The following is a 15,675-nucleotide window of genomic DNA, read 5'->3' as shown; positions in this document are numbered from 1 at the left end:
AGCGGGACCGCGCGCGGCCTGGATGTTGGCTTTTACGAGTCCCGAGTCCCGAGTCCCGGGTCCCGCACCACCATCCAGTCACTGCGCCGCCTCCGCCACATCGTGCTTGCGATGCGCGCTGCCCATCTTGTCTTCCAGTTCCTTGGGCATGTAGGTCTCGTCGTGCTTGGCCAGCACGTCCTCGGCGACGAACACGCCGTCGCGCATGCTGCCGGTGGCCACCACCGCCTGGCCCTCGCGGAACAGGTCCGGCAGGATCCGGTCGTAGCTGACGGTCAGTTGCGCGTCGCCGTCGGTGACCCGGAAATGCGCCAGCAGCGAACCGGGCGCGCGCCGGAACGAGCCCTTCTCGACCATGCCGCCGAGCCGGAAACGGGCGTGTTCGCCGGTCTGGCCGGCGAGAACCTCCGCCGGCGTGTACAGGTAGGCGACGTTGCGCTGCAGGGCCATCGCCACCAGCGTGGTCGCCAGCCCGGCAGCCAGCACCAGCGCCATCACCAGCAGCAGGCGACGCTTGCGTTGCGGGTTCATCGGCTCAGTTCCAGCGTCGCCGGGTCGGGCTTGGCGCGCTGGCGTTGCGCGCGCAGCCGCGCCTGGCGTAGCGCCTGGCGCAGTTGCAGGCGCGCCAGCACGAAGTCGGCCAGCAGCACGCCGGCGAATGCCGCATAGGCGCCGATCACGTACGGCAGGTAGTTCATGCGCGCGCCTCCGCCAGCTTCAGCACCCAGTCCTTGCCGGCCTCGCGGCGCAGGTTGTCGGCGCGCGCGCGCGCCAGCAGCGAGCCGAGGAACCAGAACTTGGTCGCCGCCACCATCAGCCACAGCGGCGGCAGCATGCTCGGGTCCATGCTGGAGGCGCCGAACAGGCGGATGGTCTGGCCCTGGTGCAGCGAGTTCCACCACACCACCGAATAACGGATCACCGGCAGCAGCGCCACGCCGACGATCGCCAGCAGGCCGGCCGCGCGCGCGGCGTTGCGGCGGTCCTCGATCGCCAGGTACAGGCCCATCACCCCGATGTACAGGAACAGCAGGATCAACTCGGTGGTCAGGCGCGGGTCCCAGTCCCACCAGGCGCCCCACATCGGCTTGCCCCAGATGCTGCCGGTCAGCAGCGTGATCAGGGTGAAGGCGGCGCCGATCGGCGCGCAGGCCATCGCCAGGATCTCGCACAGCTTGATCCGCCACACCAGCGCGATCGCCGCGTACAGCGCCATCAGCCCGAACACGAACAGGCTCATCCACGCGCTGGGCACGTGGATGTAGAGGATGCGGAAGGCGTCGCTCTGCAGCCGGTCGGCCGGCACCACGAACAGCGCCTGCCAGATCCCGATGCCGCCCAGCAGCAGCGCGGCCAGGTAGCACCACGGCGTCCAGCGCGCGGCGAAGCGATCGAAGGTGGGCGGTGAACCGAGTTGGTGGAACCAGCGGACGACGGAGGGCATGCGGACGATTCTAGCGGGCGGGAGGCTTGCGTTCTGCTTCGGTGCGGCGACAACGGTTCCACAATAGACCAAGCGCGGCGGCAGCGGTCCGCTCCGGCGAGCCGGCCGGCGCAGCGGCGCCGCGACCGGTCAGCTCAACGAAATGCGGATCGCCGCCGCCGCGGCCAGCGGCGCCAGCACCAGGCCGGCGACCAGCCCGGCCGCCAGCAGCAGCAACCCGCCGCCCGGATCCAGCCCCTGCGCGCTGGCCGCGACGCTGCCGGCGCCGAACACCAGCACCGGCACGTACAGCGGCAACGCCAGCAGCGCGACCAGGATCCCCGCGCGCTTCATGCTCACCGTCAGCGCCGCCACCACCGCGCCGAGCAGGCTCAGCAGCGGCGTGCCGAGCGCCAACGATGCCAGCAGGACCGGCATGCGGTCATGCGGCAGGTGCAGCAATTCGCCCAGCAGCGGCACCGCCACGATCAGCGGCAGCGCGGTGGTCAGCCAGTGCAGCAGCACCCGCACCAGCACCAGCCAGGCCAGCGGCACCGGCGCCAGCAGCCATTGCTCCAGCGAGCCGTCCTCGGCGTCGCCGCGGAACAGGCTGTCCAGCGCCAGCAGCCCGGCCAGCAGCACCGCCAGCCACAGCGCCGCGCCGGCGACCTCGCCGAGCAGCCGCGGCCGGTTGCCCAGCGCCAGCGCGAACAGCGCCACGATCAGCAGCGCGAACAGCGCCGGCTGCAGCGCGTCGCCGCGGCGCCGCCACAGCAACCGCAGGTCGCGCAGCAGCAGCGCGCGGGTGGCCTGCCACAGCGAAGGTAGCGGGGCGGCCAGGCTCATGCGGCCACCCCGCCCAGGGTCAGCAGCCGGCTGCGCACCGGCGGCGCGGCGTACGCGCCATGGGTGGTGACCAGCGCCGCGCCGCCGCTGCGCAGGTGCGCGGCGACCATCCGGTTGACCAGGTTGATGCCTTCCAGGTCGAGGTTGGCGTAGGGTTCGTCGAGCAGCCACAGCGGCGCCGGCGACAGCCAGATCCGGGCCAGCGCCAGGCGCTTCTTCTGCCCGGCCGACAGTTGCCTGACCAGCGTGTCCTCGTAGCCGGCCAGGCCGACGATGGCCAGCGCGCTGCCCGGCATCTGCTTGGCGCGGCGGCCCTGCAGCCCGCACAGGTAGTGCAGGTTCTCCAGCGTGCTCAAGTCGGCCTTCAGCGCGCCCAGGTGGCCGAGGTAGGCCATGAAGCGCGCGCGGTCGCCGCGGCGCACCGGGCGGCCATCGATCTCGATCCGCCCGGCCTCGGCGCGCAGCAAGCCGGCCAGCACCCGCAGCAGCGTGGTCTTGCCGGCGCCGTTGTCGCCCTGCACCAGCAGCGCTTCGCCCGCGTCGAGGTGGAAGTCCAGCGGGCCGAACACGGCGGCCTCGTCGCGGGCGTAGGTCAGCCCGCGCGCGGCGAGCAGCGGCGGCGGGGAGTGCTGCGGGTCGGTCATCGGCGTAGAGCCGCGGTCGCACGACCGGGGCGGGGCAGGGCGAGGCCAGGGAGCGCGCATTGTATCGGCATGCGCGGCCAGCGCCGCGGCGCGGCTGCGCGAGCGTGGCGGTGGACCGTGGCCGGCGATGCCAGGCAGGACGCTGTTTTGCGGCCGGGCGCGGCATCGCCGGCGGCCGGCTTTGCGTACACTCGGCGTTTTCCGTTCCCCGTACCGGACGCATGCACCCGCAGACCAAGCTGCCCAAGGTGGGCACCACCATCTTCACCGTGATGTCGCAACTGGCCGCCGAACACGGCGCGGTCAACCTGGGCCAGGGCTTTCCCGACTTCGCGGTGCCGCCGCGGCTGATCGAGGCGCTGCAGCGGGCGATGCGCGAGGGCCACAACCAGTACCCGCCGATGACCGGGGTGCCGGCGCTGCGCCAGGCGATCGCCGGCAAGGCGCTGCGCTGCTACGGCGCGCAGGTCGATGCCGACACCGAGGTCACCGTCACCAGCGGCGCCACCGAGGCGCTGTTCAACGCCATCCACGCGGTGGTGCGGCCGGGCGAGGAGGTGATCGTGCTGGACCCGGCCTACGACAGCTACGAGCCGGCGATCGACCTGGCCGGCGCGCGCGCGGTGCACGTGCCGCTGGACCCGCGGACCTTCGCGGTGGACTGGGAGCGGGTGCGCGCGGCGATCACCCCGCGCACGCGGCTGCTGATGATCAACAGCCCGCACAACCCGTCCGGCGCGATGTTCGGCGCCGAGGACATGCAGGCCGTCGCCGGGCTGCTGCGCGGCAGCGACATCTTCCTGATCTCCGACGAGGTCTACGAGCACATCGTATTCGACGGCCGCCGCCACGAATCGGTGCTGCGCTGGCCGGAGCTGCGCGAGCGCGCGTTCGTCATCTCCAGCTTCGGCAAGACCTACCACTGCACCGGCTGGAAGATCGGCTACGCGATCGCGCCGCCGGCGCTGAGCGCGGAGTTCCGCAAGGTCCACCAGTACAACACCTTCGCCAGCTTCGGCCCGGCGCAGCACGCCTTCGCGGCGATGATCCACGACGAGCCCGAACACGACGAGCAGCTCGGCGCGTTCTACCAGGCCAAGCGCGACCGCTTCCGCGAACAGCTGCTGGGCACCCGGCTCACGCCGCTGCCGGTGCCGGGCGGCTATTTCCAGCTGGTCGACTACTCGGCGGTCAGCGACCTGCCCGACACCGAGTTCGTGAAATGGCTGACGGTGGAGAAGGGCGTGGCGGCGATCCCGCTGTCGCCGTTCTACGACAGCCCGCCCCAGGGCCAACGCCTGGCGCGGCTGTGCTTCGCCAAGAACGAGGCGACGCTGGACGCGGCGATCGAACGATTGCGGCGGCTCTGACGAGTCGCCGGGACCGGGGACCAGGGACCGGGGACCCGGAAGAGCAAAAGCTGCCGGTCTTCGCTCTTGATTTTCCGGGTCCCTGGTCCCTGGTCCCCGGTCCCGCTCCTTCAAACCTCCGGACACTCTCCATGCACCCCATCGACCTGCGCGTCTCCCTGATCCAAGGCGCCACCCGCTGGCACGATCCGGCCGGCAATCGCGACTACTACGGCGCGTTGCTGGCGCCGCTGGCCGGCGCGACCGATCTGGTGATCCTGCCGGAGACCTTCACCAGCGGTTTCTCCAACGAGGCCATCGACAAGGCCGAGGGCATGGACGGGCCGACCGTGGCCTGGGTCCGCGATCAGGCGGCCAAGCTGGGCGCGGCGGTGACCGGCAGCGTGCAGTTGCGCGTGCCCGGCGACGACGGCGCGGCCAGGGTGTTCAACCGCTTGCTGTGGGCCACGCCGGACGGCGCGCTGCAGTACTACGACAAGCGCCATCTGTTCCGCTATGCCAACGAGCACCAACGCTACGCCGCCGGGCGCGAGCGGCTGAGCGTGGAGTGGAAGGGCTGGCGGATCAATCCGCAGGTCTGCTACGACCTGCGCTTCCCGGTGTTCTGCCGCAACCGCTACGACGTCGAGCGCCCGGGCCAACTGGACTTCGACCTGCAGATCTTCGTCGCCAACTGGCCGTCGGCGCGCGCCTACCCGTGGAAAACCCTGCTGCGCGCGCGCGCGATCGAGAACCTGTGCTATGTCGCGGCGGTCAACCGCGTCGGCGTGGACGGCAACGACCTGCACTATGCCGGCGACAGCGCGGTGATCGACTTCCTCGGCCAGCCGCAGGTGGAGATCCGCGAGCGCGAGCAGGTGGTCACCACCACGATCTCGGCAGCGGCGCTGGCGGCGCACCGCGAGCGCTTCCCGGCGATGCTCGACGCCGATGCGTTCACCCTCGGCGGCGCCAACGCCGATCGCTGAACGCCGCCGTTCCGGCAGGCGTTTTCGCCACGCCGCCGTGCGCGCGGCGCTGCTACGCTCGGCGCGGTTTTCACATCCGCAGGAACTGCGCCATGAACAAGCTGTTGACCACCGCCGCGCTGCTCGCCGGCCTCGCCCTCGTGCCGCAAGCGCATGCCGCCGGCAACATCGACTGCCAGTTGCGCTTCACCCTGTCCGGCTGGTCGGCGTTCTACAAGACCGCCTCGGGCACCGGCACCATCACCTGCGACAACGGCGCCAGCATCCCGGTCAAGATAAGCAGCAAGGGCGGCGGCTTGAGCGTGGGCAAGTCCAAGATCGTCGACGGCCGCGGGCGCTTCACCGGCGCCTACACGCTCAACGACCTGTTCGGCACCTACGTCGTGGCCGGCGCCCACGCCGGCGCGGTGAAGTCGTCCGATGCGCAGGTGATGACCAAGGGCGATATCTCGCTGGCGCTGGCCGGCACCGGCAAGGGCTGGGACCTGGGCGTGGCGGTCGGCGGCTTCACCATCGAGCGGCGCTGAGCCAACGGGCGCGCCGTTTTGCGGTGGCGCGTCCTCGGCGTTGGCGGTCTATCGGAACGAAGCAGGGCCGTGCCGGCATGACGGTTTCCCGTGCGCGCATGCGCCCGGGAGCCCGTCGTCCCGCACCGCGGTTATTGCTGCGCGAACAGCCAGGCCAGTTGGCCGCGGGTCGGCTGGTCCATCGCCAGCGCCTCGCGGTACAGCGTGCGCGCGGCCCAGCAGGCGTCCTCGTCGCTGGCGCTGGCGATCTGCGGCAGCACCCGTGCCAGGCGCTGCTGCTGTTCGCCGGGCAGGGCGGTGATCAGCTTGCCCATCGCCGCTTCGACCTGCGCCGGCGCCACCGGCTGCGGCGGGCGCTGGCTCAGCTGCGCGTCGGTGGCCTGGAAGGAGATGTCGAACCAGGCGTCGATCTGCGCCGGCGGCAGGCGTTCCAGGCCCTGCAGCATCGCATCGCTCATCGCCTGCGCGTTCTTGGCGTCGCCGCCGCGCGCCAGCACCGCGCACTGCGCCACCGGCGCGGCCTCGGTGACCGCGGCGATGATCTTCAGGCGCTGCTCCAGCGCCGCGGCGTCCAGCCGCGCGATGCCCTTCTGCGCCAGCTCGAACCCGGCCGTCTGCGCCTGCGCCTTGTCGCCCTGCTTGAGCAGCGCCATGTAGCGCGGATCGTTGACCAGCTTGCGCACCATGCGGTCGAACGGCGCGTGCAGCGGCGAGCTCTTCGGATAGGGGTTCTGCGCCGCGGCCATTTCTTCCTGCACCTTCTTGCAGGCGCCCAGGCTCAGCACGGCGGCGATCAGCAGGGGAAACAGTATCTTCCGTGACATGGTGGGTCCTGAAAGTGGGCCGGCCGTCGCACGACGGGGGTGGCGGAGCGCGCAGGATATGGCTTCTCCCCGCCGGCGTACAGCGACCGGTGCCTCGCGCGCGCGATGGTGGTTGTAGAACGCCCCGCCGGCAAAAGGCCCGCCAATGAAAAGGGCGTCCCGTTGCGGGGACGCCCTTTGTCTTTATTGTCTTTGCCGCCGTGGCCCGGCGCGATCAGCCGCCCTGCGGGCCGCGATTGCCGCCGCCGGAGCGGTTGCCGCCGCCACCCGGGCGGTTGCCGCCGGGGCGTCCGCCCGGACGACCACTGGGTGCGCGCCCACCGGGACCGGGGCCGCGCTTCTGGCCGCCGTCGGGACGGCCGCCGGCCGGACGCGCGCTGCGCGGCGCGGCGCCGTAGGGGCTGAAGCCCGGGTTGGCGTGATCGGACGGGAAGCTCGGCGCATTGCCCGGATGCCCGTACGGATGCGCCTTGCGCTGGCCCTGGCCTTGTGCGCGGCCCTGTCCGGCGCCCTGACCGGCGGCACCGCCACCGGCCGGACGCGGCTTGCCGTAGGGACGGCCCTGGCCCTGACCCTGGCCGCCACGGCCGGGGCCGGGACCGGCGTTGCGGTGGCCGGTCGGGCCGGTGCTGACGCCTTCGGGCACGTACCAGGTGCGGAACGCGGCCGGGTTGCCGTCCGGCAGCGGCTTGGGCCCCTTCGGGTTGCGCTGCTTGAACGGCTTCTGCGCCTGCTTGGCCGCCATCTCGCCGCTGACGGTCAGTCCGCCGTGCGGCTTCTTGCCGCCGCGGCCGCGGCCGCGGTCCTCGCGGAAGTTGTCGAAGCGGCGCAGCTCGCGGCCTTCGTCGGCGACGTTGTGGCCGTTGACGTAGGCGTTGCCGCCGCGGCCGACCTGCACCGTGGCCTTGGCCGCCTTGCGCTGGCCGATCACCGGCTGCAGGGTCAGCGCCGACGGCGCGCCTTCCTCCAGCTTCAGTTCGGCGCGCAGCGCCTCGACCTTGTCCAGCGGCAGCTCCATCGACTGCCCGCGCAGCAGTTCGCGCGGCAGCGACACCTTGCCGTAGCGGGTGCGCTTGAGCCGGCTGACCTGGCAGCCCTGCGATTCCCACAGGCGCCGCACTTCGCGGTTGCGGCCTTCCTTGACCACCACGCGGAACCAGTCGTGCGAGTCGGTGCCGCCGATGCGCTCGATCTCGTCGAACTTGGCCGGGCCGTCCTCCAGCGCCACGCCGCGGGCGAGGCGGTCGACCAGGTTGTCCGGCACGTTCTCCTGGCCTTCCGGGGCGCGCACGCGCACCACGTACTCGCGCTCGATCTCGTAGGACGGATGCATCATCGCGTTGGCCAGCTCGCCATCGGTGGTGAGCAGCAGCAGGCCGGTGGTGTTGATGTCCAGGCGGCCGATCGCGATCCAGCGCGCGCCCTTCAGCGCCGGCAGCGCCTCGAAGATGGTCGGGCGGCCTTCGGGATCCTCGCGCGTGGTCACTTCGCCTTCGGGCTTGTTGTAGATCAGGATCCGCGACGGCTCGGTCAGCGCGCTGGCGACGAAGCTGCGGCCGTCGAGCTCGATCTTGTCGCCGCTCTTGACCGACATGCCGGTCTGCGCGACTTCGCCGTTGACCTTGACCAGGCCGTCGGCGATGCGCTGTTCCAGCGCGCGGCGCGAGCCCAGTCCGGCCTGCGCCAGGACCTTGTGCAGGCGTTCTTCCAGTTTCGGCTGCTCGGCAGCGCTGTCGCGCTTGAGCGAAAGCTTGTTCAACGACAGCTTGCGGGAGGTGTCACTCATTCACTTGGCTCCGGCCGGCGCGGGGCGCGTCGGCCTGTGGTTCGGAATCGGCATCGTCAACAGCCACGGTCGTCGTCGCGACGGCGTTGTCTTCGGCTTCGTTCGCATCCGCCGCGCGCTCGCCCGGCGCGGCTTCGGGTTCGCCCGTGAGGGCGGTATCGGGGGTTTGCGCATCCTGCGCGTCTTGCCCGGCGTCCGCGCCGGTGTGCTGCTGATGCTGTGCTGCGGCGTCGGCGTCGGCGTCGGCGTCGGCGTCGAGCGGATCGGTCCGGTCCGCCGCATCGCCGTCGCCGGCGTCATCTGCGCCGGCGTCCGCCGACGCGGCGCTGTCGCCTGGCGCCGGCGCGCCGCCGCCGGCATCGGGCGCGGCCTGGGCCATGTCGCCGACCGGCATCGCGTCGCGCTCCAGCGGCAGCTGCGGCTCCAGCTCGCCGATGTCCTTCAGTTCCGACAGCGGCGGCAGTTCGTCCAGGCGCTTGAGCCCGAAATAGTCCAGGAAGCCCTTGGTGGTGCCGAACAGCGCCGGCTTGCCGGGCACGTCGCGGTGGCCGACCACGCGGATCCATTCGCGCTCTTCCAGCGCCTGGATGATGTTGCTGCTGACCGCCACGCCGCGCACCTGTTCGATCTCGCCGCGGGTGATCGGCTGGCGGTAGGCGATCAGCGCCAGGGTCTCGAGCGTGGCGCGGGTGTAGCGGGTCTTGCGTTCGGTCCACAGCCGCGCCACCCACGGGTGCACCTCGCTGCTGACCTGGTAGCGGAAGCCGGAGGCGACCTCGACCAGTTCCACGCCGCGTCCCGCGCAGGCCTCGCGCAGCTGTTCCAGCGCGCGTTCGACGCTGCCCGGCGGCGCCGGCTCGTCCTCGGGGAACAGGCCGTGCAGCTGCGCCAGCGGCAGCGGCTGGTTGGCGGCGAGCAGGGCGGCCTCGACGATGCGGTTGATCAGCGCTTGATCCATGCGTAGTGGGTCTTCGTGGACTCAGTTGGGGTCGTTGGCGGCGTCGCTGTCGTCGAACTCGCTGTTGAACTGCAGCGGCTCGTTGGTGTTGCCCAGCGCCAGCGACTTGACGTAGATCGGCGCCAGCGGCGCTTCCTGGACGATGTCCAGCAGCTGTTCCTTGGCCAGTTCCAGCAGCGCCAGGAAGGTGACCAGCACGCCGAGCTTGCCTTCCTCGGCGGTGAACAGCGACTCGAACCGATAGAAGCGGCCGTCGTCCAGGCGGCTGAGCACATCGCCCATCCGCTGCCGCACGCTCAGCGCCTCGCGCTTGATCGCGTGGCCGCTGAACAGCTCGGCGCGCTTGAGCACGTCGTACAGCGCCAGCAGCATCTCCTTCAGTTCCACCGGCGGCGGCAGTTTCACCGCGGCGCGGTCCGGCACGTGCGCCTGCACCGGCGTGGTGTCGCGGTCCTGCCGCGGCAGCGCGTCCAGGTCCTCGGCCGCCTGCTTGAAACGTTCGTACTCCTGCAGGCGGCGCACCAGCTCGGCGCGCGGGTCGGCTTCCTCGCCTTCCTGCACCGGCGGCCGCGGCAGCAGCATCCGCGACTTGATCTCGGCCAGGATCGCGGCCATCACCAGGTATTCGGCCGCCAGTTCGAAGCGCAGCTCCTGCATCACGTTGATGTAGTCCACGTACTGCCGGGTGATCTCGGCGACGGGGATGTCGAGGATGTCCAGGTTCTGCCGGCGGATCAGGTACAGCAGCAGGTCCAGCGGGCCTTCGAACGCATCGAGGATGACTTCCAGCGCATCCGGCGGGATGTACAGATCCTGCGGGATCTGCAGGACCGCTTGCCCATGCACCACCGCCAGCGGCATTTCCTGCTGCTGCGGAGAGGCGGGCTGGATTGGCGGGTTCGCGTCGTGCGCGAGTTCGGAGGTCATCAGTTCGACATCAGGGTATTGCGGTAGCGAAGGCCCGGGCAGGTGCGATCCGGCGCGGCGCCTTGCCTGCGGTACTGCGGTTCTTGTCGCGTCGTCCCGGCAACGCGATCCACACTTCAACAAGACACAAGGCGTACGCCGCATGAGCGTTGCGGCGACGGAACAGCTGAGGAGGTCGTCTGCGCGGGCGGTGTCAGGCAGCGAATCGATCGTCGGAAGGGCAGGGAAGCCGTTAAACCGACGGGCCGCTGCATCCGGCCGCGTGCAATGTCGCCAAGGGTAATGCGCCGGCCGGGTCGGTGTCCAGCGCCGTGGCGCTAGAATTGGCCCAGGTTCATACGCGAAGCAAGGCAGGTGACGGCATGTGGTACGTGATCCAGGGCTACGACGGGGCCGATGTGCTGCAGCGGCGGCTGGCCGCGCGCCCGCCGCACATGGCCCGGCTGCTGGCGCTGAAGGACGCCGGACGCCTGCTGCTGGCCGGGCCGTGCCCGGCGATCGACGCCGAGGATCCGGGCGCGGCCGGCTACAGCGGCAGCCTGATCGTGGCCGAGTTCAGCTCGCTGGCCGAGGCGCAAGCCTGGGCCGACGACGATCCGTACGTGGCCGCCGGCGTGTACGCGCGGGTCGAGGTGCGGCCGTTCCGCAAGACGCTGCCATGAGCGGGCTTGCCATCGACCGGGTCGAGCGCATCCGCGCCGCGCTGCAGGCGGCGTTCGCGCCGCAGGCGCTGGAGGTCGAGGACGACAGCCACCGCCATGCCGGCCACGCCGGCGCACGCGACGGGCGCGGACACTTCAATGTGGTGATCGTCAGCGCCGCCTTCGCCGGCATGGCGCCGCTGGCGCGGCATCGCGCGGTCTACGCCGCGCTGGGCGAGATGATGCAGACCGACATCCATGCCTTGTCGATCAAGGCCGAAGCGCCGGGCCGGACACCCTAGGGTCTGTTGAGGCTATCCCGAGAGCGTTAACAGGCCCTAGTCCGCCCGCGCGGGATCAAGCCGGTGTCCTGTCCCCGGTTGTCCCGCGGGGCTCCGAACGCGCCATCAGCGCATAGATAATCCGATTTTTGTTGCGCCGCATCATGATCGCGGCGAATTCCTATATCGGCAAGTGTATGAATATAAAGGAATTTGCTTAAAAAATAACAAAAGGCTTCTGCCTTGATGTGAAAACGATTACAGTCCGCGCCAGTTTCTCAATGTCTCTGCCGCGGAGGGCGGCACGATGGCGAAGAGTGCGGTAACCATCAAGGATGTCGCCCGCGAGGCCAATGTGTCGGTCGCGACGGTGTCGCGTGCGCTCAACGGCCACGAGAACGTGGCCGAGCCGGTGCGCAAGCTGGTGCTGGAGGTCGCCGACCGCCTGCGCTACAGCCCGCACGCGGCCGCGCGCAGCCTCAGCAGCCGCCGCACCCAGACCCTGGGCGTGGTGCTGCCGGACCTGTATGGCGAGTTCTTCTCCGAGCTGATCCGCGGCATCGACGGCGCGGCGCGCGCGCGCCGCCAGCACCTGCTGGTGTCCAGCTACCACGGCGACCCGGAAGAGCAGGGGCGCGCGCTGCGCGCGATGCGCGGGCGCGTGGACGGCCTGCTGGTGCTGTCGCCGTACGCCGAGCGCCCCGGCTTCCTCACCGACAACCTGCCGCAGGCGTTGCCGACGGTGCTGATCAACACGCACCTGCCCGATGGCGGCTATCCCGTGCTGAGCATCGACGACCATGCCGGCGCGGTGGCGATGACCGAGCACCTGCTGGCGATGGGGCACCGGCGCATCGCCTTCATCGGCGGCCCGGAACTGAACTTCGATGCGCGCGAACGCCTGCGCGGGTTCCGCGACACCCTCGTGCGCCACGGCGTGGCGGCGCAGGCGCAGGAGTTCCCGGGCGATTTCGACGAAGCCTCCGGCTATCGCGCCGGCCAGGCGATGCTGCAGGCCGGCGCGCTGCCCGATGCGGTGTTCGCCGCCAACGACATGACCGCGCTCGGCTGCCTGTACGCGTTCGCGCAGGCCGGCGTGCGCGTGCCGCAGGACATCGCCCTGGCCGGTTTCGACGACATCCCGCTGGCGCGTTTCGTTCACCCGTCCCTCACCACGATGCACGTCAGCATCGCCGGCCTCGGCGAGCAGGCGATGGGTCGGTTGCTGCAACTGATCGACCACCCCGGCGCCGACGACGGGCGCAGGCAAACCCTTACCCCGGTTCTGGTCGTGCGCGATTCGAGCATGACCCGGGCTTAGCAGTACCGCGGGCGCGGCCACATTTCGAGCCGCCCGCGCGCTCGACCCGTCCGGCGGATGCCGCCGGACCCAAAACAACAACAACTAGCGACACCACCTGGAGGTAGCACCACCCATGAAGTACACCCCACGTCCCACCTCGCGCCCGAGCCGCAAACTGCTGACCTGCGCCTTGGCCAGCTGCCTGTTGCTCGGCAGCGCACCGGCCTTCGCGCAGAGCACCGCCGCCACCATCCGCGGCCAGGTGATGGTCGACTCGGCGCCGGCGACCGACGCCCAGGTCACCGCGACCAACCTGGCCAGCGGCCTGACCCGCAGCGTGCAGGCCAGCAACGGCACCTACTCGGTCGGCGGCCTGCCGCCGGGCTCGTACCGCATCGACGTCACCGCCAACGGCCAGACCACCTCGCAGAACGTCACCGTGCAGGTCGGCCAGACCGCGACGCTGAACCTGGGCGTGGGCGGACAGCCGGCCACCGCCAGCGGCGAGGGCGCCACCACGCTCGACGCGGTGCAGGTCACCGCGCCGCCGGTGCTGGTGGAAACCCGCACCTCCGAGAACGCCACCTACATCTCCAACGTGCAGATCGAGAAGCTGCCGCAGGCCACGCGCAATTTCCTCGAGCTGGCCGACAGCGTGCCGAGCGTGCAGTTCCAGCGCGACGCCCGCGGCAATACCACGGTGCGCTCGGGCGCGACCTCGGCCAACGGCACCAACGTCTACATCGACGGCATCAGCCAGAAGAACTACGTGCTGACCGGCGGCGTCAGCGGCCAGGATTCCAGCCGCGGCAACCCGTTCCCGCAGTCGGCGATCGGCGAGTACAAGGTCATCACCTCCAACTACAAGGCCGAGTTCGACCAGGTCAGCAGCGCGGCGATCGTCGCCTCGACCAAGTCCGGCGGCAACGATTTCCACGGCAGCTTCTTCTGGGACACCACCAACGACGACTGGCGCGCCGAGAGCCCGCTGGAGCGCAAGGCCGGCGAACGCGACGATTTCTCCGAGACCCAGTACGGCGCCACGTTCAGCGGCCCGATCCTGAAGGACCGCGCGCACTTCTTCGTCGCCTACGAGGCCAAGGAATACACCACGCCCAACACGGTGATCCCCGGCGGCATCTATGCCGACCGCGTCGACCAGCTGCCGGCCGACCTGCAGCCGCTGGTGGCCACCTACAGCACCCCGTTCAAGGAAGACCTGTACTTCGCCAAGATCGACTGGACGCTGGGCGACAACCACCTGTTCGAGTTGTCCGGCAAGTACCGCGAGGAAGACGAGCTGTCGGACATCGGCGACACCACCACCTACCAGCACGGCAGCACCAACGGCCAGGAAGAGAAGCGCGCCAACCTGCGCTGGCAGTACAGCGGCACGGCGTTCCTCAACGACCTGAACCTGAGCTACGAAAGCGCGTACTGGACCCAGGATCCGCTCACCGACGGCAACGGCTACGTGCTGTCGTACGTGCCGCAGGCCGGCAACGAGACCACCATCCTCACCGCCGGGGCCGGCAGCAGCTTCCAGAACAAGGGCCAGGAAGGCTGGACGCTGCAGGACGACCTGACCTTGAACAGCATGGACTGGCACGGCAGCCACACGGTCAAGATGGGCTTCAAGTACAAGGACATCGAGCTGGATTCGACCCAGATCAACCCGGCCAATCCGCAGTACTACTACAACATCCTGACCGACACCGACACCCCGTACCGGGTGCGCTGGGGCGATGCCAACAGCGGCGGCTCGGTGGTGTCCAAGAACAAGCAGTACGGCATCTACCTGCAGGACGACTGGGAGGTCAACGAGCACCTGACGCTGAACCTGGGCGTGCGCTACGACTACGAGAAGACCCCGTCGTTCCTCGACTTCGTCACCCCGACCGACGTCGCCAGCGCGCTGCAGAACTGGAGCAACCTGGACAACGCCAACTACGACATCTCCAACTACATCAGCACCGGCAACAACCGCAAGGCGTTCAAGGACGCCTGGCAGCCGCGGCTGGGCTTCTCCTACGACCTGTTCGGCGACCAGGCGCACGTGGTCTACGGCGGCGCCGGCCGCGCCTACGACCGCAACATCTTCGACTACCTGGCGCTGGAGCAGCTCAACAACAGCTTCAAGTCGTACAGCTACTACTTCAACGGGGTAGACAACAATGGCGGTGCGACCCCCTGTCTGGGCGACCCCTGTGTGGAATGGAACGAAAGCTATACCACCCAGGCCGGCCTGGACGCGCTGGCCGCGAGCGGCGCCGGCGGTGGCGGCGGCCGCGAGGTCTACCTGATCGACAACAACATCAAGGTGCCGTACTCGGACCAGTTCAGCATCGGCATGCGCAACATGCTGCACTTCTGGGGCAACGACTGGTACACCGACGTGACCCTGAGCCGGATCGTGAGCAAGGACGGCTTCGTGTTCCTGCGCGGCAACCGCCGTGCCGACGGCTCGTTCTTCCTGCCGGGCACCACCTCCGGCGTGCCGACCGAGTCGCCTTCCGGCTACAGCGCGATCGTGCTGGGCACCAACGGCCTGGAGACGCGCAACAACCAGTTGGCGCTGAAGCTGGACAAGCCGTACGACGAGCAATCGGGCTGGGGCCTGACCGTGGCCTATACCTTCTCCGACGCCAAGGAGAACCGCCAGTACGGCGAGCACTACGCGCTGGACCAGGAGTCGATGGCCGGCTACGGCTGGCGCGAGGCCGGCGGCATCCCGAAGAACCGCCTGGTGGTGACCGGCATCTACGACCTGCCGTACGCCATCACCCTGTCCGGCAAGCTGTCGCTGGCCAGCCAGACCCCGCGTTATGGCACCAATTGCCTGGCAGGCAACGAGCAGTGCTATATCATCCAGTACAAGCCGGATTCCACGTTGGGCTACAAGGAATTCAGCCTGGCGGCGAACAAGGAATGGGATACCGGCGCGGGCATCAAGTTCAACGTGCGCGCCGACGTCATCAACCTGTTCAACTGGACCAACTATGCGGACTACAACACCGCCACCGGCACCTTCGACGACCTGAACACGTCGTTTGGCACGCCGAACGGGGTGCTGGCCTCGCCGATGCGCACGTTCAAGCTGTCGTTCGGCTTGAACTGGTAAGTCCTGCTGCCGCGGCTCCCGGATCGCCGGGGGCCGCGGCGGTAGCGGAGTGGGGT

At 69.8% G+C, this 15,675-nt stretch carries 16 protein-coding genes; 7 read left to right on the top strand and 9 right to left on the bottom strand.

Translation table 11 applies throughout. The features are described 5' to 3' along the window. Nucleotides 1–78 precede the first annotated feature (78 nt). From ccmE to ccmA, 5 genes are all read right to left on the bottom strand, one after another. Nucleotides 79–531: a cytochrome c maturation protein CcmE gene (ccmE, locus tag JR065_RS01530; RefSeq protein WP_206231547.1), complete on the bottom strand. Its 453-nt coding sequence runs from the start codon at nt 529–531 to the stop codon at nt 79–81. Next, entirely contained in the window at nt 528–698 is a 171-nt protein-coding gene (gene ccmD, locus JR065_RS01525; protein WP_206231546.1) for a heme exporter protein CcmD, read from the bottom strand. Before ccmD ends, ccmE begins: the two co-directional genes overlap by 4 nt. Beyond that, the gene (gene ccmC, locus JR065_RS01520; RefSeq protein WP_206231545.1) at nt 695–1,444 is read right to left on the bottom strand and encodes a heme ABC transporter permease CcmC; all 750 of its coding nucleotides are present in this window, start codon (nt 1,442–1,444) and stop codon (nt 695–697) included. The genes ccmD and ccmC overlap by 4 nt, the downstream gene beginning before the upstream one ends. Nucleotides 1,445–1,573: 129 nt before the next feature. Continuing rightward, entirely contained in the window at nt 1,574–2,269 is a 696-nt protein-coding gene (ccmB, locus tag JR065_RS01515; RefSeq protein WP_206231544.1) for a heme exporter protein CcmB, read from the bottom strand. Next, complete coding sequence (ccmA, locus tag JR065_RS01510) at nt 2,266–2,913, bottom strand: heme ABC exporter ATP-binding protein CcmA (RefSeq protein WP_206231543.1); 648 nt, start codon at nt 2,911–2,913, stop codon at nt 2,266–2,268. The genes ccmB and ccmA overlap by 4 nt, the downstream gene beginning before the upstream one ends. A gap of 221 nt (nt 2,914–3,134) precedes the next feature. On the opposite strand from ccmA, the gene JR065_RS01505 reads away from it, so the two are divergent. From JR065_RS01505 to JR065_RS01495, 3 genes are all read left to right on the top strand, one after another. Next, complete coding sequence (locus tag JR065_RS01505) at nt 3,135–4,283, top strand: pyridoxal phosphate-dependent aminotransferase (protein WP_206231542.1); 1,149 nt, start codon at nt 3,135–3,137, stop codon at nt 4,281–4,283. A gap of 131 nt (nt 4,284–4,414) precedes the next feature. Continuing rightward, the gene (locus JR065_RS01500) at nt 4,415–5,251 is read left to right on the top strand and encodes an amidohydrolase (RefSeq protein ID WP_206231541.1); all 837 of its coding nucleotides are present in this window, start codon (nt 4,415–4,417) and stop codon (nt 5,249–5,251) included. Nucleotides 5,252–5,343: 92 nt separating this feature from the next. Continuing rightward, nucleotides 5,344–5,778, top strand: coding sequence for a hypothetical protein (locus JR065_RS01495; RefSeq protein WP_206231540.1), 435 nt, complete (start codon nt 5,344–5,346; stop codon nt 5,776–5,778). A 131-nt stretch (nt 5,779–5,909) separates the two neighbouring features. Here JR065_RS01495 and JR065_RS01490 read toward each other — a convergent pair whose 3' ends face one another. The 4 genes from JR065_RS01490 to JR065_RS01475 all read right to left on the bottom strand — a co-directional run bounded on the left by JR065_RS01490 (nt 5,910) and on the right by JR065_RS01475 (nt 10,273). After that, a complete protein-coding gene (locus tag JR065_RS01490; RefSeq protein ID WP_206231539.1) occupies nt 5,910–6,602 on the bottom strand; it encodes a hypothetical protein in 693 nt (230 codons plus the stop codon). 214 nt (nt 6,603–6,816) lie between these two features. Further along, nucleotides 6,817–8,388 (bottom strand): pseudouridine synthase, encoded by a 1,572-nt coding sequence (locus JR065_RS01485; protein WP_206231538.1) that lies wholly within the window; start codon nt 8,386–8,388, stop codon nt 6,817–6,819. After that, nucleotides 8,381–9,346 carry an SMC-Scp complex subunit ScpB gene (gene scpB / locus JR065_RS01480; RefSeq protein ID WP_206231537.1) on the bottom strand — a complete coding sequence of 322 codons (966 nt, stop codon included), beginning with the start codon at nt 9,344–9,346 and terminating at the stop codon, nt 8,381–8,383. Before scpB ends, JR065_RS01485 begins: the two co-directional genes overlap by 8 nt. Before the next feature lie 21 nt (nt 9,347–9,367). Beyond that, nucleotides 9,368–10,273, bottom strand: a complete 906-nt coding sequence (locus tag JR065_RS01475) for a segregation/condensation protein A (protein ID WP_206231536.1) — start codon at nt 10,271–10,273, stop codon at nt 9,368–9,370. A gap of 362 nt (nt 10,274–10,635) precedes the next feature. Here JR065_RS01475 and JR065_RS01470 point away from each other — a divergent pair, with 362 nt between their 5' ends. The 4 genes from JR065_RS01470 (at nt 10,636) to JR065_RS01455 (ending at nt 15,619) form a co-directional block, all read left to right on the top strand. Further along, nucleotides 10,636–10,935, top strand: coding sequence for a YciI family protein (locus JR065_RS01470; protein WP_206231535.1), 300 nt, complete (start codon nt 10,636–10,638; stop codon nt 10,933–10,935). Nucleotides 10,936–10,946: 11 nt separating this feature from the next. Further along, complete coding sequence (locus tag JR065_RS01465; RefSeq protein WP_206231629.1) at nt 10,947–11,216, top strand: BolA/IbaG family iron-sulfur metabolism protein; 270 nt, start codon at nt 10,947–10,949, stop codon at nt 11,214–11,216. Between the two features lie 286 nt (nt 11,217–11,502). Beyond that, nucleotides 11,503–12,516: a LacI family DNA-binding transcriptional regulator gene (locus JR065_RS01460; RefSeq protein WP_206231534.1), complete on the top strand. Its 1,014-nt coding sequence runs from the start codon at nt 11,503–11,505 to the stop codon at nt 12,514–12,516. A 115-nt stretch (nt 12,517–12,631) separates the two neighbouring features. Continuing rightward, complete coding sequence (locus JR065_RS01455) at nt 12,632–15,619, top strand: TonB-dependent receptor (protein ID WP_206231533.1); 2,988 nt, start codon at nt 12,632–12,634, stop codon at nt 15,617–15,619. The last annotated feature ends 56 nt before the right edge of the window (nt 15,620–15,675 follow it).

Origin of the sequence: Xanthomonas sp. (genome assembly GCF_017163755.1) — a bacterium.
Lineage (GTDB): Bacteria > Pseudomonadota > Gammaproteobacteria > Xanthomonadales > Xanthomonadaceae > Xanthomonas_A.
Note: the sequence above shows the minus strand (reverse complement) of the source record. Positions and strands in the feature narration are given on the sequence as shown.